The organism is Streptomyces sp. AC512_CC834, assembly GCF_019049325.1.
Lineage (GTDB): Bacteria > Actinomycetota > Actinomycetes > Streptomycetales > Streptomycetaceae > Streptomyces.
In genome coordinates this window covers 53,022-69,304 of sequence record NZ_JAGMUO010000060.1, presented here as the reverse complement: position 1 = coordinate 69,304, position 16,283 = coordinate 53,022, and the positions used below count along the sequence as shown (strand labels likewise).

Sequence of the window (16,283 nt, the reverse complement as noted above, 5' to 3'; positions counted from 1 at the left end):
GCTCAGCAGACCTCTTCCAGGTCCCGCCAATCACGGGAGTCCGGACTGTCCGCGACCCACCCGTCCAGCAGCCCCCGTACCAGCGCGGCCGGCGCGGCCACCCCGCACTCCCGCTCGGGCACCCATAGCTGGCCGTCGGTGCGGTGGCCCAGGGGACCCGGGTGACCCGGTTCGCTGTGGTCGTGCGGGTCGAGGTGCTCGCCCTCGCCCTCGTCGGACGGCATCCGGGACTCCGAGCACATCCGGCACAGCAGCCGGACCGAGGACGACCAGTCCTCGGCGGCGAACCCGGCGTCGGCGGCCAACTGCTCCAGGGCGTCCCGGTCGGACTCGGTGGCGGCCTCCAGGAGGACCACCCAGGTGGGCACGGGCGACGGCGCCCACAGCTCGATCTCGTCGAAGACGGGGTAGGAGTGCCCCGCACCGGTCGTCCGCTCCCCGTGCGGCACCCCGTCGTGCAGGACGACCTCGCCCCAGCGCCGCCCCGAGGAGGGCAGCGGGATGGACAGCACCTCGACACGGGCGGGGTCGAGCCGCCGCCCCCACACGACCTCGGCCTCGCCCTCCGGGGACAGCCGTACGGCCGCGCTGCCGAGGTCCATGCCGAGCGGCTCACCGGCGTCCGTGGCACCCCCGGGGGTGCGCAGCCCGTAGGCCTGCCAGGCCCGGCGGGCCAGCGGCCAGTCCTGGAGGGCGGTGGCGGCGATGCCGACGTTCCACCAGTCGGGCGCGCCGGTGTCCCGGTCGAGCAGTGCCACGGCCCGCAGACCGGCGGCCCTCGCCTGCTCCCAGTCGTGCCGGAACTTGTGCAGCAGGGCCAGGTTGAACCAGGACTCCGACAGCCAGGGCTCCAGGTCGGCCGCCCGCGTCAGCAGCGCGCCCGCGTCCTCGTAGCGACCGTCGCCGATCAGCGTGAACGCCCGGTCGGTGGCCTGCCGCCAGGAGGCGGAGGGCCGGTGCCGTGCCTTGCCGAAGATCCTCACGATTCCCGCCTGCCAGTTCCGTTCTGTGGGCTGGCTGTGCCTTTCGCGCCCCCGGACACCCTCTCCTGGGCATCAAACCACGTACGGCTGTAAGGGCGCTCATTACCCATGGGTTACCCAGCCGCGGGCGCGGTAAGACTGCCTCGCGAAAGCACTCGGGCCAGCGCTTCGACGACGTCGGGAGCGTAGTCGCCCCCGGTGGCCAGGCGCAGTTCCTCGAGCGCCGCGAGGCCGCCGCCGGCTCCGGCGTCCCGCGTCTTCTCCTCGTACGCGTTCACGGCACGGACGATCCGCGCCGCGACCGGCTGCTCCCGGCAGGGGTCGGCCTGCCGCTCCACCACCACCGCGACCGCCGCGTCGACGCCGGTCTGGCGGACGACGGCCCCGCCGAGCAGCGCGATCCGCCGCTGTTCGGCGACGGGCAGGGCGGCGGTGGCTCCCGCCGGTACCGGGTCGACCAGGCTCAACTGGCCGATGTCGTGCATGAGGGCCGCGTACTCCAGCACGGTCAGCTCGGCCCCGGACAGTCCCAGGTCCCGCCCGACTGCCACGCCGAGTTCGGCGACGCGGCGGGCGTGCCCGGCCGGGGTGTACCCGGCGATCTCGGTGGCGCGGGCCAGGGAGGCGATGGTCTGCCGGTAGGTGGCCCGGACGGCCGCGTACCGGCGGTAGGAGAGCTGGGCGAGCAGCAGGGGGACGGAGAAGACGGGGAGCGCCCACAGTCCCGCGACGCTCACCGCGAGCGCCATCACCGCGCCGGTCGCGCACACCGCGGACGTGATGCCGACCATGCCCCGCAGTTCCTCGCGCAATAGCGGGCCGAAGGGCCATCCGGTGCGCGCGTGCGCGGGTGCCGCGGCGAGCACGGCGTCGCACAGCGTGGTCAGGGCGAGCAGCGCGATCAGCAGCAGCGCGTAGGCGGGGCCGCTCCAGTCGTGGAAGACGCCCTGGTTGAACAGCGGCTGGAAGCACACGGCGGCGAAGGCGACGGTGAGCACGCGCCGCGCCAGGTGGTCGAGGACGGGTCCGCTGCCGCGGGCGACGTAGGGCACGCTGCCGAGCAGTGAGGCGGCGAGCACGACGGTGACGGTCTGGGCGACGCCGTGCTGCGTGGGCTGCCCGGCGACGTCCCCGAGCAGCGCGTACGCCAGCGCTCCGGCGGCCCCGAGCGGAGCCGCCTCCCGGGCCTCGGTACCGGTCCGCCGGGTCAGCTCGCCGAGGACGACGAGGGCCCCGAAGGCGAGCGCGACGGACCGCTGCACGGACCCCGACCACAGCACCGAGGCGAGGCAGCCGAGCGCGAGGAGCCCGGCGCAGGCGGGTACGAGAGGCAGGGCCGCCGACGGCCCCCACCGGGACCGGGGCCTTCCCCGGAAGGGGGGCGAGGACGGGGGCGGTGCCCCGACCCGAAAGGGAGACCGCACCGCTGACGGGGACGGCAAGAGGAACCGGGACGGGGACTGAGACTGGGACTGGGACTGGGCCCGAGAATGGAAGGGCGTCATGATGCGCACCCACCCACACGACCACGTACGCGTCCGGGGCACGGCTGCCACCAGGCTCGGGCGTCTGCGGATGCGTGCCGGACAGACTGGTGCCGGACGGATGAGGGCCGGACGGACTGGTGCCGATGGGGTGCGGCGGTGGGATGGGGTGCGGCGACGGGACGGGGCACGGCGACACGGTGGACGACGGGACGGGATACCGCGACGCGGCGACGTGCGACGACCGGGCAGGCCACGGCGACACGGCGACACGCGACGACCGGACAGGGCACCGCGACACGGCGACATGCGACGGCGGGACGGGGTACGGGGTGGCGAACGATGCCCCGCACCGCAGCCGCCGTCCCCGGCCCCGGCATCCCGCCGCGCCCCGGGCGCGGGTGTTGCCGGCGCGCCGGTGGCTCCGCCCGTGTCATGGTGCCCCCTTGGCGACGCCGTCCCGCGCGTGCTCGTCCCGGCCCGGGATCGTCGGGTCGGCCGGGTGGGCGACGTTGCCGTCCGCCGTCACCGACGGGCGCCAGCCCTGGCGTCCGAGGGCGCGGACCAGCGCCCGCACCATCCGTGGGTCGAACTGTCCCCCGGCGCACCGCCGGAGTTCCTCCAGCGCCGTCGCGACGGGACGGGCCCTGCTGTAGGAGCGCGTGGACGTCATCGCGTCGAAGGCGTCGGCTACGGCCACCACCCGCGCCGACTCGGGGATGCGGTCGCCGACCAGTCCGTAGGGGTAGCCGCTGCCGTCCAGCCGTTCGTGGTGATGGAGGACGGCGGCGCGGGCCTCGCCGAGGAAGCGGATGCCGCGCACCATCTCGTGCCCGTACTCGGGGTGCAGTTCGATCACCCGCCGCTCCTCGGGTGTCAGTGGCCCGTCCTTGCGCAGCAGCCGGGTGGGTACGCCGAGCTTGCCCACGTCGTGCAGGATCCCGGCGAAGCGGAGGGTCTCGACGCGCTCGTCGTCCATGCCCAGTTCGCGGGCGATCATCATCGAGGCCTGGCCGACGCGTTCACTGTGGCCGCGTGTGTAGCCGTCCTTGATGTCGACGGCCTGCACCAGCGCGCGGATGGTGGCCTGGTGCGCGGCGCGCTCCCGGTGGTACTGGGCGAACGCCCACCACGCCACGCACATCGGCAGCAGGACGAGCAGCGCGGCCACCGGACCGTACGGGCTGCGCCACAGGACCGCCATCATCAGCCCGGCGAGCCCGTGCACGGCGATCGGCGCGAGCGACCGCGAGAACAGCCCCCGCCACGCCCTGCGCGCCGGCACGTGGTCGGCGAGGGTCAGGATGCCGCCGTCCAGCAGGGTGAGCACCAGGCAGAACGCCAGGACCGCGGCCCCGGCCGGCAGGAGCGCGTACGGGAAGTCGGGCTCGACGACCGCGTCCCGCCCGCCGAGCCGCCAGTGCACGCACGCGGCGGCCCAGACGGCGAGCGTCAGCTCGGCAGCCCGCCATACGCGCCGCAGGGCGAAGGGCCGCCGCGGCACCGGGGACAGCAGGGCCCCCGGCAGCGCCACGAGCGCCGCGGCGGGCGGCGGAAGGAGGAAGGCGCCGGCGAGCAGTACGGGGTAGCAGGTCCCGACGAAACGGGACCGCGCGACCAGCTCGGAGCCCGCGTACAGCCCCGCGAGCAGCAGCACCGCCCACCAGGGCGCGTGCACCGCGGGCAGCGGCCGCAGGCAGAGCAGCGCGGCGACGCCGACAGCGGCGACGTACACACGAGCCCGCGCCGGTACCGCGTCCATGAGTCCCTCCCCCGGCCACGCCTGTCAGGCTCAGGAGCCTAGGGCGGCGGCGGGGAGGCCGCGGGCAGATAACCCGCGGATTAGCACGTACGAGTGACTCGGAGGGTTGCGGAGCGCTTCGGAGGGCTCAGGACTCCTGCGGAGCCGTTGGTCCGGCCGTGACGTCGTGGTCGGGCACGGACTGTCCGGAACGGATCAGGTCCAACCGGCCCATGACCTTGTCGCGCAGGTCACCGGGCACGTCGTCCTGTCCGCAGCACCGCTTGACCAGCTTCTTCACGGCCTGCTCGAGACCGTACTTCTCCAGGCAGGGCGAGCACTCCTCGAAGTGGTGCTCGAACTTCACGCAGTCCGAGTCCGGCATCTCCTTGTCGAGAAACTCGTAGAGATGATCGAGGATTTCGCTGCAATCCGTCTCGTGCGACTCTCCGCAGCTCATGACCCCGAGCCTTTCGCTTCGTTCGACTCTCCGGCGCCGGCGGGGACCAGGCCGCGGTCGCGGGCGTAGTCCTCCAGCATGCCGCGTAGCTGACGGCGTCCACGGTGCAGCCGGGACATCACCGTACCGATGGGTGTCCCCATGATGTCGGCGATCTCCTTGTAGGCAAAGCCCTCGACGTCCGCCAGATACACGGCGATACGGAATTCCTCGGGGATCGCCTGGAGCGCCTGCTTCACGTCCGAGTCGGGCAGGTGGTCGAGCGCCTGCGACTCGGCGGAGCGCAGACCCGTCGACATGTGCGACTCGGCACGCGCGAGCTGCCAGTCCTCGATCTCCTCGGCCGCGCTGCGCTGGGGTTCGCGCTGCTTCTTGCGGTACGAGTTGATGAAGGTGTTGGTGAGGATGCGGTACAGCCACGCCTTGAGGTTGGTGCCCTCGCGGAACTGGTGGAAGGACGCGTACGCCTTGGCGTAGGTCTCCTGCACCAGGTCCTCGGCGTCGGCCGGATTACGTGTCATGCGCAGCGCGGCCGAGTACATCTGGTCGAGGAACTCGAGCGCGTCCCGCTCGAAGCGCGCGCTGCGCTCCGCGGTCGACTCCGCGTCGGTACCCCGGCCCTCGGGCTGCTCCGCCTGGCCGTGTTCGGTCCCTGCGTCGGTCCCAGTGACCGGACCCACCTCCTCCAGTGACGTCGTGAAACCGAGACCGGTCCCACTCGAATCGGAGGATAGACGACCCGCGGTCGGAGATGCTTGACGATTCGGTCCGCCCGCCGGTCGAACAGGAGCGGTCTTCGCCGCGTGCAGCACCGTCCAGTCCAGGTCGGCGCGGCTGCTGCGACTCGGGCAGAAGGCTGAACCCATGCGGCGGACTTCCTCTCCTACGGGGGCGTCGGTGCTGATTCCCAGCAACGTACGTCCCGCACAACAGTGGCCGCCCCCCGGTCATTCCCGGCCGTTCCCCGGCGTTCAGCCGAGTGGGCCGGCCCACCGCGCGACCCCGTCGGTGAGCAGCTCCAGCGCCCTGTCCTGGGTGATCTCCGCCCGCTTGGGCACCGCGAAGCCGTGATCGCCGTACGGCACCTCGGTCAGGTCGTAGGTCCCCTCGGGGGCGTCGGGGAACTCCTCGGGCCTGCCGAAGGGGTCGTTGCCGCCCTGTACGACGAGGGTGGGCACGCCGGCCCCGAGCAGCTCGGCGGCGCGGGACTTCTCGGGCCTGCCCGGCGGGTGCAGGGGGAAGCTGAGCGCGAGGACGGCGTGGGCACCCAGTTCGGTGGCGGTGCGGCAGGCGACGCGGGCACCCGCGCTGCGGCCGCCCGAGATCACCGGCAGTCCGGGCGCGGCGAGCGCGGGCCAGACGCCCCGCCAGCCGGTGTCCAGCGTCTTCGGGGCGGGCGCCAGTTTCTTGCCGGCCACCCGCCAGGGCTGCTCGACGAGGGCGACGCTCACCCCGTGTGCGGGCAGTGCGGCCGCCAGCGCCTTCAGGTCTCGCGCCTCGATGCCGCCGCCGGCGCCGTGACTCAGGGCGAGGACGAGGCGCGGCTTCTTCGCCGGGTGCCAGGTGATGCGGGCGGGGCCCGCTTCGGTGTCGATGCCCTCGGTGTTGATGTTCCTGGTGTTGATGTTCTTGGTGGCGTCGCTGGTGTCGCTGGCGTCGTTTGTGTCTCTTGTCACGTCAGAAGAGTGTGCCCTCTTCCGGCGCCTCAAGCTCCTTGAGCAGCTCGGGACCGTTGTTGCGCACGCTGCTGACGGCCGTGGAGACGGGGAAGGCGCGCATCAGCCCGGCGAGCGGGGGCGCCAGCAGGGAGGTCAGCTCGTCGGGGTCGGTGTGCGCCGGGTCGAGCCAGTCGTCCCAGCGGTCCGGCGTCAGCATCAGCGGCATCCGCGGGTGGATGTCGGCGAGGGCGTGCGGCCCGTCGGCCGGGGCGACGGCGAGCGGCGTGGTCTCGGCCTCGGTGGTGATCACCGAGCACGTCACCCACCAGGCCTGCGGGTGGTCGTCCGGCAGCGTCCTGTCCCGCCAGAACTCGTACAGCCCGGCCATGGCGAACACGGAGCCGTCGGCCGGCGTGACGAAGTACGGCTGCTTGCGGGGCCGCTTCTTGCGCCCCTCCACCTCCAGGTCCCGCTCCTGCGTGCCGGTGACCCACTCGTAGTAGCCGTCGGCGGGCAGGATGCAGCGCCGGGTGGTGAAGGCGCGGCGGTAGGACGGCTTCTCGTGGACGGTCTCCGCGCGGGCGTTGATCATCCGGGCGCCGCCCTCGGGCGTCTTGGACCAGGAGGGGACGAGGCCCCACTTCAGCTTCCGCAGTTGGCGAACCGGCTTCGGGTCCTCGGCGTCTTTCAGGGGACGGTCCAGGACGGCGTAGACCTCCTTGGTGGGGGCCACGTTGTAGTCGGGCTCCAAGGTCTCCTTGGGCTCCCACTTCTCGATTTCAAAGATTCCCGCGAGATCCTCGGGTCGACGACTCGCCGCATACCGTCCGCACATACGTGCCACACTGCCAGACCCCGCGCTGACACGAGGAGCCCTCACCGAACATGGACCACCTCGCAACGGCCTCGCTCACCTCACTGTGGGACGAGGTCTCCGGCACCCAGCCCGATCCCGACCTGTGGGTGGTGATCGCGACCCTGGTGGCCGCGCTCGCCGTCGTGGCGACGCGCGGGTCGTGGCGGATAGCGCGCAACGCGATCACCATCGCCCACGAGGGCGGCCACGGGCTCGTGGCCCTGGTCACCGGGCGCACCCTGACGGGCATCACGCTGCACTCGGACACCAGCGGCCTGACCGTCAGCCGGGGCAAGCCGCACGGCGTCGGGATGATCCTCACCGCGGTCGCCGGCTACACCGCTCCCCCGCTGCTCGGTCTCGGCGGCTCGGCGCTGCTGGCCGCGGGACGCATCACCCTGCTGCTGTGGCTGGCGACGGTGCTGCTCGTCGCCCTGCTGGTGATGGTGCGCAACGCGTACGGGGTGCTGACGGTGGTGGTCACCGGCGGCACGTTCGTCCTGGTGTCGTGGCTGGCCGGACCGCAGGTGCAGGCGGCGTTCGCGTACGCGGTGGTGTGGTTCCTGCTGCTCGGCGGGGTGCGCCCGGCGTTCGAGCTGCAGGCCAAGCGGGCGCGGGGCGGCGCGGGTGACTCTGACGCGGACCAACTGGCGCGGCTGACCCACGCGCCTGCCGGGGTGTGGTTCTTCCTGTTCCACGCGGTGTCGCTGTGCTCGCTGATCGGCGGGGGGCGCTGGTTGCTGGAGCTGTGAGGCCCGGCCGGCGTCCACCCGCTCCCCGTGGCTGCGCATATATGCACGGCAATTGCACTGTTGCGTTTTCGGTCAGGTTTCGCCGCTTTTGATCAAGATCTCCGATCGTCCTCAGCCATTAAAGTGGGGCCCATGACCGTGAACCCCGCGCACACCGCCCTCTGGCCCGCCCCGCACGCGAGCGGAGGCGTCGACGCGACCGTCCACGTTCCCGGATCCAAGTCGGTCACCAACCGTGCCCTGGTGCTGGCCGCCCTCGCCTCCGAGCCCGGCTGGCTGCGCCGCCCGCTGCGCTCCCGCGACACCCTGTTGATGGCCGAGGCGCTGCGCGCGATGGGCGTCGAGATCGAGGAGGGCGTCGGTCCGGAGGGCACCGGCGAGTTCTGGCGGGTCATCCCGGCGGGCCTGCGCGGCCCCGCCACGGTCGACGTCGGCAACGCGGGCACGGTCATGCGCTTCCTGCCGCCGGTCGCCACACTCGCCGACGGCGCCGTCCGCTTCGACGGCGACCCGCGTTCGTACGAGCGTCCGCTGCACGGCGTGATCGACGCGTTGCGCGCCCTCGGCGCCCGCATCGACGACGACGGGCGCGGCGCGCTGCCGCTGACCGTGCACGGGAGCGGGGCACTGGAGGGCGGCCCGGTGGAGATCGACGCGTCGTCGTCCTCCCAGTTCGTCAGCGCCCTGCTGCTGTCGGGACCGCGCTTCAACCAGGGCGTCGAGGTCCGCCACACGGGCTCCGCGCTGCCTTCCATGCCGCACATCCGCATGACCGTCGACATGCTGCGCTCGGCCGGCGCCCAGGTCGACACCCCCGAGTCCGGCGGCGAGCCGAACGTCTGGCGCGTCACGGCGGGCGCGCTGCTCGGCCGGGACCTGACGATCGAGCCGGACCTGTCCAACGCCCAGCCGTTCCTGGCGGCGGCTCTGGTGACGGGCGGCAGGGTCGTGATCCCCGCCTGGCCGGCCCGCACCACCCAGCCCGGTGACCGGCTGCGCGAGATCTTCACCGAAATGGGCGGTTCCTGCGAACTGACCGACTACGGGCTCGTCTTCACCGGATCGGGCGCGGTCCACGGCATCGACGTCGACCTCGGCGAGGTCGGCGAGCTGACCCCGGGCATCGCGGCCGTCGCCGCCCTCGCGGACTCCCCCTCGACCCTGCGCAACGTCGCCCACCTGCGGCTGCACGAGACGGACCGTCTGGCCGCGCTCACCAAGGAGATCAACGAGCTCGGCGGTGACGTCACCGAGACCGCGGACGGTCTGCACATCCGCCCGCGCCGCCTGCACGACGGCGTCTTCCACACCTACGAGGACCATCGCATGGCCACCGCCGGCGCCGTCATCGGCCTCGCGGTCGAGGGGGTGCGGATCGAGAACGTGGCGACCACCGCCAAGACCCTGCCCGACTTCCCCGATCTGTGGACCGGGATGCTCGGGGCGTAGGGACGGATCGCCATGCGCCGCTACGGCAAGCACACCGACGAGGACGACATCCGCTCCCGCCCCAACCGCAAGGGCAACCGGCCGCGCACCCACACCCGGCCCAAACACGAGGACGCGGCGGAGGGCCTGGTCCTCACCGTGGACCGCGGGCGGCTGACCTGTCTCGTCGACGACCGGATCGTCATGGCGATGAAGGCACGCGAACTGGGCCGCAAGGCGGCGATCGTCGGCGACCGGGTGGCGCTGGTCGGCGACCTGAGCGGCAAGAAGGACACGCTCGCGCGCATCGTCCGCATCGCGGAACGCACCTCGGTCCTGCGCCGCACGGCGGACGACGACGACCCCTACGAGCGGGTGGTGGTCGCCAACGCCGACCAGCTCGCCGTCGTCACGGCCCTCGCCGACCCCGAGCCGCGCCCGCGCCTCATCGACCGCTGCCTGGTCGCGGCGTTCGACGGCGGCCTCACCCCGCTGCTCGTCATGACCAAGTCCGACCTCGCGTCGCCCGACGAACTCCTCGAGCTGTACGGCGCCTTGGACATCCCGTACGTCGTCACCAGCCGCGAGGAGCTGGAGAACGGCGCCGCCGCCGGCCTCGTACGCGAGCATCTGGACGGGAAGATCACGGCCTTCGTCGGCCACTCCGGTGTCGGCAAGACGACACTCGTCAACACCCTGGTGCCACAGGACCGCCGCCGGGTGACGGGCCACGTCAACGCGGTGACGGGACGCGGCCGCCACACGACGACCTCGGCCCTCGCGCTGCCGCTGTCCTCGGAGTCGGGCGGCTGGGTCGTCGACACTCCGGGCGTACGGTCGTTCGGGCTGGCGCACATCGACCCGTCCCGGGTGATCAACGCCTTCCCCGACCTGGTGCCCGGCACGGAGGGCTGCCCGCGCGCGTGCAGCCACGACGAGCCCGACTGCGCGCTGGACGCGTGGGTCGCCGAGGGGCACGCCGACCCGGCCCGGCTGTACTCGCTGCGCAGGCTGCTGTCGACACGGGAACGCAAGGAAGGCGACTGACCTCCGCGTTGTTTGCCGTGGCGTGCCACCGGTAAGTGCATAATCGCACCAAGCCGGAACCAAGCCTGAGCAAAGAGCCTGAGCAAAGAGCCTGACGAAGCCACTGATCGACAGCGACGCAGCGGTCACGGGTACGGGACTACGGGAGGACAAGACATGGCGTGGCTGCTGGTCATAGTGGCCGGGGTGCTCGAAACCGGCTTCGCCGTCTGTCTGAAGCTGTCGCACGGATTCACCCGGCTCTGGCCCACCGTCGCCTTCTGCGCCTTCGCGCTGGGCAGTTTCGGTCTGCTGACCATCTCACTGAAGAAGCTCGACGTCGGCCCCGCGTACGCGGTGTGGACCGGCATCGGCGCGGCCGGGACCGCCATCTACGGCATGGTCTTCCTCGGTGATCTGGTCTCGACCCTGAAGATCGTCTCGATCAGCTTCGTCATCATCGGCGTGATCGGGCTGCAGTTGTCGGGCTCGGCGCACTGACTCGTCGGCGCGCTGAGCCGTCGGCACGCTGAGCCGTCGGCGCACTGACTCGTCGGCGCGCCGACCGCTACGCCGTCAACCGGCGGGGCAGCGCGGTGCGTACGAGTTCCGCCACCCCGCCCTCCCTCTCCGCGGGCGGTGCCGCGACGCAGGACAGGGCGAGCCGTACGGCCAGTTCGCAGGAGCGGGCCAGCTCGGCGTCCGGCGGCGGGAGCGGGCCGGCGCCGTTCAGGACGGCCACGGCGCGGTCACGGACCAGGCGCACGAAGTCGCCGGGCGAGGGCAGCGGACCGTCGGCGCGGCGCTGGGCCGGTACCGCGGAGGCGGACGGCACCGCCGTCAGGGTCGGCGAGGGCAGCCGCTCACTCCAGCAGCCGGTGAGCATGGCCCGGACCAGCGCGTTGTCGTGGGCGGCGGACATCATCCACTCGGCGGTGGCGGTGAGCCGTTCGCGCGGGTCGATGGGCCCGGAGAGCGCGCGCTCCACGCCGGCGAGATAGCCGTCGGCCTCCCGCCGGACGAGCGCCCGGGCGAGGCCCTCCTTGCTGCCGAACTCGTTGTACAGCGTCTGCCGGGACACCCCGGCCGCCGCGGCGACGTCCACCATCCGCACGGCGGACCACGGCCGGCGCGCCAACGCCGTATATGCGGCATCGAGCAGGGACTCCCGGGCTGCAGGCACCCTCGCCTCCCTCGGGCCGAGCGACTTGCTGCACAGATTTGACGGGCATGGGGGCACTGTCAAGGGTCCTCGCGCCCCTTCCCGCACCCCGCCACGCCCGTCAAACCCCTGGTAGCCCCGCCCGGCCCCCGGCAGATAGCGTGGCGGCATGCCCGACTACCTCGACGATCTCCGCCTCGCCCACGTCCTCGCGGACGCCGCCGACGCCGCGACGATGGACCGCTTCAAGGCCCTCGACCTGAAGGTCGAGACGAAGCCGGACATGACCCCGGTGAGCGAAGCGGACAAGGCCGCCGAGGAACTCATCCGAGGCCACCTCGCCCGCGCCCGCCCCCGCGACTCGGTCCACGGAGAGGAGTTCGGCGTGGCGGGCAACAGCCCCCGCCGCTGGGTCATCGACCCGATCGACGGCACCAAGAACTACGTACGCGGCGTCCCCGTCTGGGCCACCCTCATCTCCCTCACGGAAGCCGCCGAGGGCGGGTACCAGCCCGTCGTGGGCCTCGTGTCCGCCCCGGCGCTCGGCCGCCGCTGGTGGGCGGTGCAGGACCACGGCGCGTTCACCGGCCGCAGCCTGACCTCCGCCCACCGGCTCCACGTCTCCCAGGTCTCCACGCTCTCCGACGCCTCCTTCGCGTACTCCTCGCTCGGCGGCTGGGAGGAGCAGGGCCGACTGGACGGCTTCCTCGACCTGACCCGCGAGGTGTGGCGCACGCGCGCGTACGGCGACTTCTGGCCGTACATGATGGTCGCCGAGGGATCGGTCGACATCTGCGCCGAACCCGAGCTCTCCCTCTGGGACATGGCCGCGAACGCGATCATCGTCACGGAGGCGGGCGGCACGTTCACCGGCCTCGACGGCCGCCCCGGTCCGCACAGCGGCAACGCGGCGGCGTCGAACGGGCGGCTCCACGACGAGCTGCTCGGGTACCTGAACCAGCGCTACTGAGCGCCGCCGGCTCCTCCGCCGACTCCCTCTCCGCACCCTCTTGTTGACCGGCGCTTTACCTGCCACTCTGAGAGTTCCCTGACTTGTGAACTTGTGAATCCATGAACCAACTCATGGATCACCGGCAGGAGGTGGCTCCACCCATGCTCGTCCGCGAAGTCATGAGCAAGGTCGTCCTCACCATCGGCCCCGCCCACACGCTCCGCCAAGCCGCCGCCCTGATGTCCGCGCGCCGCGTCGGCGCTGCCGTGGTGTACGACCCCGACGCCGGCGGCATCGGCATCCTCACCGAACGCGACGTCCTCGTCTCCGTGGGCCGGGGACAGGACCCGGACACCGAACGCGCCCACGCCCACACCACCACCGACGTCGTCTTCGCCGCGCCGTCCTGGACCGTGGAGGAGGCAGCGGGGGCGATGGTGCACGGCGGCTTCCGTCACCTCATCGTCCTCGAACACGGCGAGCCGGCGGGCATCGTCTCGGTGCGCGACATCATCCGCTGCTGGGCGCCGGCACGCTCACCCCACAACGCCCCGGTGGTGACCGCCTGACGCGGCGGGCGGGAGGACGAACGGGCCGGACCCCCCTTGCAGGGGATCCGGCCCGCCGCTACGGCAAGCGGTCCAGTGCTGGATGTCAGCCGCGCAGGACCTGGACCGCGGCCTCCAGCCGCTTGCCGAAGTCACCGTCGGCCTGACGGAAGTTGCCGATCGCGCGCTCGACGATGTCGTCGCGGGAGACGCCGGAGAGGGCACCGGCTGCCACAGGGCCCGGTCCGTCTGGAACGGACCGCCGAAGCTGTTCGGCTCGTAGTTCTGAAGTGGGCGAGCTTCTCCAGAAGGAGCTGGTCCTGCGCCAATCCTTAAAGCCTGTCTCTTGTCTCATGCCGTTCCTGATCCTACAATAGACAAGGTCTAAGTCAAGTGCGACTCCAAAGTCACATCTGTTCGGGACCTGGTCCCCCTTGCTGTTAGGCTGGTCTGTATGAGTGACCTTCTGGAACGGCTGCGTGGTCGTGGATGGCGCATGACCGCGCAGCGGCGCGTCGTGGCCGAGGTCCTCGAGGGCGAACACGTCCATCTGACGGCCGACGAGGTGCACGCCCGGGCCGTGGACAAGCTCCCCGAGATCTCCCGGGCGACGGTCTACAACACGCTGGGTGAGCTGGTCTCGCTCGGCGAGGTGCTGGAAGTCGCGACGGACAAGCGCGCCAAGCGCTACGACCCGAACGCGCACCAGCCGCACCACCACTTGGTCTGCGCCCGGTGCGGTGCGATCCGCGACGTCCACCCGACCGGCAACCCGCTGGCCGACCTCCCCGACTCGGAGCGCTTCGGCTTCACCGTGTCGGACGTCGAGGTGACGTACCGCGGCACCTGCCCGAACTGCGCGGCGGCATAAGCCTCGTCACACTCCAGGCTGACTCTGCAGGCATGACCCTGCAGGCAAGCGCGCGGCAACGCACCGAGGGCCGGAACCCTTTCGGATTCCGACCCTCGGCCTTCAGTAGCGGGGACAGGATTTGAACCTGCGACCTCTGGGTTATGAGCCCAGCGAGCTACCGAGCTGCTCCACCCCGCGTCGATGAATGGAACAGTACGTCAACTGAAAGACGAGAAGCAAATCGCTTCCACGTCGGCGCAGCGTCACACGTCACGCCCCACACGTCACGCTGACAGCTCCTGCCGCAACGCGTCCCGCAACCGAGCCGCCCGCTCCCCCACCTCCCGCGGCCCCAGCGACACCGCCAGGTCCGCCCACCGCTGCCCCTCCGCCAGCTCACCCCGCCGCGCGCAGACCAGCGCCAGCCGCAGCGCCGCGCGCCCGTGCCCGGCGTCGGCCGCCCGGCGCCACCACACAACGGCCTCCGGCTCGCTCCCCTCGCGGGCCAGCAGCAGCCCCAGGTTGAACGCACCGTTGCGGGACCCGGCCTCGGCCGCCTCGCGGTACCAGCGCGCGGCCTCCACCACGTCGCCCCGCGCCGCGGCGAGCATCCCGACGCGCACCTGTGCCCGCCGGTGCCCCTGGGAGGCCGCCCGCTCGTACCACTCCTCGCACTCGGACTTCTCCTGCGCCGGCTCACCCAGCTCGTGCGCGGGCTCCGGCGGCCGGCGCGCGTCGAGCACCGTGGCCAGGCGGTACGCGGCCTCCGCGCTGCCGCCTCCTGCCGCGCACCGCAGGAACCGCTCGGCCTCGCGCTCGTCCCCGGCGCGCAGGCGGGCCATTCCGACCTGGAGCGCCGCCTCGGTGTGCCCGGCCGCGGCGGCCCGCTCGTACCAGCGCAGCGCCGCCCGCTCCTCGCTCCGGCCCGCGTGCAGGATCCCGAGGTTGAAGGCGGCGTCAACGCTGCCCGCCTCGGCGGCCTTGGAGAACCACGGCTCGGCGCCGGTCTCGTCCCCGGCGCGCAGCAGCAGGATGGCCAGCGCGTTGGAGGCCTCCCGGTGTCCGGCGTAGGCGGCCCGCCGGTACCACTGCTCGGCCTGCGTGGTGCGCCCCTGCTCTGCGCAGAGCAGCCCGAGGTTGTACGCCCCGTTGTCGTCCCCGGCGTCCATCGCGGCCCGGTACCAGCGTTCGGCGGTCTGGGTCTCGCCGCGCTCGGCGTGCAGCGCTCCCAGCGCGTTGGCGGCGTTGCCGTCGCCGTCCTGTGCGGCGCGCAGCCACCACACGGCGGCGCTCTCGGTGTCTCCGGCGTCCCGCAGCAGGAAGCCGAGCGCGCAGGCGGCGCGAGCCTCGCCGTCCTTGGCGGACGTGAGGTACCAGCGGCCGGCCTCCTTCAGCTCGCCCCGCTTCTCCAGGATCGTCCCGAGGTGCAGTGCGCCCCGGCGGTGACCGCGCGCGGCGGCCTGCCGGTACCACTGCTCGGCCTCGTCGGCCGCGAGGGCGGCCGCCTTGTCGTCGCCGCGGTCCTGCCCGGCGCGGTCCTGCCCGCCGCGGTCCTGCCCGCCGCGGTCCTGCCCGGCGTGCCGGTCCAGTGTCCGCGCCAGCCGGTACGCGGCTTCCCGGTGCCCGCGCTCGGCCGCGGCCCGCATCCACCGCTCGGCCCCGGTGTCGTCGCCGCGGTGCTCCAGCAAGTCGGCGAGCGCGTAGGCGCCCAGTACATGGCCCTGCTCCGCGGACTGGCACAGCCAGTACTCGGCGGCGGGCTCGTCCCCGCGCTCGCGGAAGTGCCGTCCCAGCGCGTGAGCCGCGGCCGCGGACCCGGCCACGGCTGCGATCCGCCACCACCCTGCGGCCTCGTCGGCGTATCCGCGCTGGTGCAGCAGGACGCCCAGGTTGTTGGCGGCGGCCCGGTCACCGGCGGCGGTGGCGGCACGCAGATGGGACTCGGCTCCGTCGAAGTCGCCGCGGCGCAGCAGCATCGCGCCGAGGACACTCGTCGCCTCGACGTCACCGGCATCGACGGCGAGCCGCAGGCGCACTTCCTCCGCGGCCTCGTCGGCGGCTTCCTGAGCCTCGTCCGTGGCCTCCTCCTGACCGGACGGTTGCGCAAAACGCCCCGTCCCGAACAGATTTGCCATGTCCCCCATAACGTCCATCGTCGCACCACCCGCAGCCCTGGTACATCCGGTATACCGCAGCCAGTGAGGTCACTTCAGCGTTTTGTCGACATGCCCACAGGGAGACAAGTCAAACACGAATCTGTCCAACTCCCCTTGGCGGCACGGCCGTCGCTCTCACCGGCACATGCGTTCGCACATCACGAAGGCCCGGATCCCTTTCGGAATCCGGGCCTTCGTGGTCGATCGCACGTAGCTCACGACTT

At 72.3% G+C, this 16,283-nt stretch carries 16 protein-coding genes, 1 tRNA gene and 1 pseudogene; 7 read left to right on the top strand and 11 right to left on the bottom strand.

Annotation, left to right across the window (positions count from 1 at the left end):
• Positions 1 to 2: 2 nt before the first annotated feature.
• The 7 genes from KUM40_RS21120 to KUM40_RS21090 form a co-directional block, all read right to left on the bottom strand.
• A complete protein-coding gene (locus KUM40_RS21120; protein ID WP_217167581.1) occupies positions 3 to 983 on the bottom strand; it encodes a hypothetical protein in 981 nt (326 codons plus the stop codon).
• Positions 984 to 1,096: 113 nt separating this feature from the next.
• Positions 1,097 to 2,317 carry a metal-dependent phosphohydrolase gene (locus KUM40_RS21115; RefSeq protein ID WP_217167672.1) on the bottom strand — a complete coding sequence of 407 codons (1,221 nt, stop codon included), beginning with the start codon at positions 2,315 to 2,317 and terminating at the stop codon, positions 1,097 to 1,099.
• Positions 2,318 to 2,900: 583 nt separating this feature from the next.
• Positions 2,901 to 4,229 carry an HD-GYP domain-containing protein gene (locus tag KUM40_RS21110; RefSeq protein ID WP_217167580.1) on the bottom strand — a complete coding sequence of 443 codons (1,329 nt, stop codon included), beginning with the start codon at positions 4,227 to 4,229 and terminating at the stop codon, positions 2,901 to 2,903.
• A gap of 127 nt (positions 4,230 to 4,356) precedes the next feature.
• Positions 4,357 to 4,668 (bottom strand): mycothiol system anti-sigma-R factor, encoded by a 312-nt coding sequence (gene rsrA, locus KUM40_RS21105; RefSeq protein ID WP_217167579.1) that lies wholly within the window; start codon positions 4,666 to 4,668, stop codon positions 4,357 to 4,359.
• Positions 4,665 to 5,348: an RNA polymerase sigma factor SigR gene (gene sigR / locus KUM40_RS21100; RefSeq protein ID WP_087807317.1), complete on the bottom strand. Its 684-nt coding sequence runs from the start codon at positions 5,346 to 5,348 to the stop codon at positions 4,665 to 4,667. Before sigR ends, rsrA begins: the two co-directional genes overlap by 4 nt.
• Before the next feature lie 291 nt (positions 5,349 to 5,639).
• Entirely contained in the window at positions 5,640 to 6,278 is a 639-nt protein-coding gene (locus KUM40_RS21095; RefSeq protein ID WP_217167671.1) for an alpha/beta family hydrolase, read from the bottom strand.
• Between the two features lie 67 nt (positions 6,279 to 6,345).
• Positions 6,346 to 7,161: an SOS response-associated peptidase gene (locus KUM40_RS21090; protein ID WP_217167578.1), complete on the bottom strand. Its 816-nt coding sequence runs from the start codon at positions 7,159 to 7,161 to the stop codon at positions 6,346 to 6,348.
• A 50-nt stretch (positions 7,162 to 7,211) separates the two neighbouring features.
• On the opposite strand from KUM40_RS21090, the gene KUM40_RS21085 reads away from it, so the two are divergent.
• The 4 genes from KUM40_RS21085 to KUM40_RS21070 all read left to right on the top strand — a co-directional run bounded on the left by KUM40_RS21085 (position 7,212) and on the right by KUM40_RS21070 (position 10,889).
• On the top strand, positions 7,212 to 7,934 hold the full coding sequence (locus tag KUM40_RS21085; protein WP_217167577.1) for a M50 family metallopeptidase: 723 nt from the start codon (positions 7,212 to 7,214) through the stop codon (positions 7,932 to 7,934).
• 132 nt (positions 7,935 to 8,066) lie between these two features.
• Positions 8,067 to 9,383: a 3-phosphoshikimate 1-carboxyvinyltransferase gene (gene aroA, locus KUM40_RS21080; protein WP_217167576.1), complete on the top strand. Its 1,317-nt coding sequence runs from the start codon at positions 8,067 to 8,069 to the stop codon at positions 9,381 to 9,383.
• A 12-nt stretch (positions 9,384 to 9,395) separates the two neighbouring features.
• Positions 9,396 to 10,409: a ribosome small subunit-dependent GTPase A gene (gene rsgA, locus KUM40_RS21075; protein WP_217167575.1), complete on the top strand. Its 1,014-nt coding sequence runs from the start codon at positions 9,396 to 9,398 to the stop codon at positions 10,407 to 10,409.
• Positions 10,410 to 10,565: 156 nt separating this feature from the next.
• Complete coding sequence (locus KUM40_RS21070; RefSeq protein ID WP_217167574.1) at positions 10,566 to 10,889, top strand: multidrug efflux SMR transporter; 324 nt, start codon at positions 10,566 to 10,568, stop codon at positions 10,887 to 10,889.
• A gap of 67 nt (positions 10,890 to 10,956) precedes the next feature.
• Here KUM40_RS21070 and KUM40_RS21065 read toward each other — a convergent pair whose 3' ends face one another.
• Positions 10,957 to 11,571, bottom strand: a complete 615-nt coding sequence (locus KUM40_RS21065) for a TetR/AcrR family transcriptional regulator (protein WP_217167573.1) — start codon at positions 11,569 to 11,571, stop codon at positions 10,957 to 10,959.
• A gap of 148 nt (positions 11,572 to 11,719) precedes the next feature.
• On the opposite strand from KUM40_RS21065, the gene hisN reads away from it, so the two are divergent.
• Together hisN and KUM40_RS21055 are read left to right on the top strand one after the other, a co-directional pair.
• A complete protein-coding gene (gene hisN / locus KUM40_RS21060) occupies positions 11,720 to 12,520 on the top strand; it encodes a histidinol-phosphatase (protein ID WP_217167572.1) in 801 nt (266 codons plus the stop codon).
• Positions 12,521 to 12,663: 143 nt separating this feature from the next.
• The gene (locus tag KUM40_RS21055) at positions 12,664 to 13,071 is read left to right on the top strand and encodes a cyclic nucleotide-binding/CBS domain-containing protein (protein ID WP_217167571.1); all 408 of its coding nucleotides are present in this window, start codon (positions 12,664 to 12,666) and stop codon (positions 13,069 to 13,071) included.
• Positions 13,072 to 13,156: 85 nt separating this feature from the next.
• Here KUM40_RS21055 and KUM40_RS21050 read toward each other — a convergent pair.
• Positions 13,157 to 13,356 (bottom strand): annotated as a pseudogene (locus KUM40_RS21050) (catalase); the annotation flags it as partial.
• 148 nt (positions 13,357 to 13,504) lie between these two features.
• On the opposite strand from KUM40_RS21050, the gene KUM40_RS21045 reads away from it, so the two are divergent.
• Entirely contained in the window at positions 13,505 to 13,921 is a 417-nt protein-coding gene (locus tag KUM40_RS21045) for a Fur family transcriptional regulator (protein WP_217167570.1), read from the top strand.
• A 106-nt stretch (positions 13,922 to 14,027) separates the two neighbouring features.
• Here KUM40_RS21045 and KUM40_RS21040 read toward each other — a convergent pair.
• Positions 14,028 to 14,101 (bottom strand) — tRNA-Met (locus KUM40_RS21040).
• 86 nt (positions 14,102 to 14,187) lie between these two features.
• A complete protein-coding gene (locus tag KUM40_RS21035; protein ID WP_254395432.1) occupies positions 14,188 to 16,047 on the bottom strand; it encodes a tetratricopeptide repeat protein in 1,860 nt (619 codons plus the stop codon).
• Positions 16,048 to 16,283: the final 236 nt, after the last annotated feature.

Coding starts and splice junctions, on each gene's coding strand:
- KUM40_RS21085 (WP_217167577.1), top strand. CDS start 7,212: ATGGACCACCTCGCAACGGCCTCGCTCACCTCACTGTGGGACGAGGTC.
- rsgA (WP_217167575.1), top strand. CDS start 9,396: ATGCGCCGCTACGGCAAGCACACCGACGAGGACGACATCCGCTCCCGC.
- hisN (WP_217167572.1), top strand. CDS start 11,720: ATGCCCGACTACCTCGACGATCTCCGCCTCGCCCACGTCCTCGCGGAC.
- rsrA (WP_217167579.1), bottom strand. CDS start 4,668: ATGAGCTGCGGAGAGTCGCACGAGACGGATTGCAGCGAAATCCTCGAT.
- KUM40_RS21045 (WP_217167570.1), top strand. CDS start 13,505: ATGAGTGACCTTCTGGAACGGCTGCGTGGTCGTGGATGGCGCATGACC.
- KUM40_RS21090 (WP_217167578.1), bottom strand. CDS start 7,161: ATGTGCGGACGGTATGCGGCGAGTCGTCGACCCGAGGATCTCGCGGGA.
- KUM40_RS21035 (WP_254395432.1), bottom strand. CDS start 16,047: ATGGGGGACATGGCAAATCTGTTCGGGACGGGGCGTTTTGCGCAACCG.
- KUM40_RS21110 (WP_217167580.1), bottom strand. CDS start 4,229: ATGGACGCGGTACCGGCGCGGGCTCGTGTGTACGTCGCCGCTGTCGGC.
- KUM40_RS21070 (WP_217167574.1), top strand. CDS start 10,566: ATGGCGTGGCTGCTGGTCATAGTGGCCGGGGTGCTCGAAACCGGCTTC.
- aroA (WP_217167576.1), top strand. CDS start 8,067: ATGACCGTGAACCCCGCGCACACCGCCCTCTGGCCCGCCCCGCACGCG.
- KUM40_RS21055 (WP_217167571.1), top strand. CDS start 12,664: ATGCTCGTCCGCGAAGTCATGAGCAAGGTCGTCCTCACCATCGGCCCC.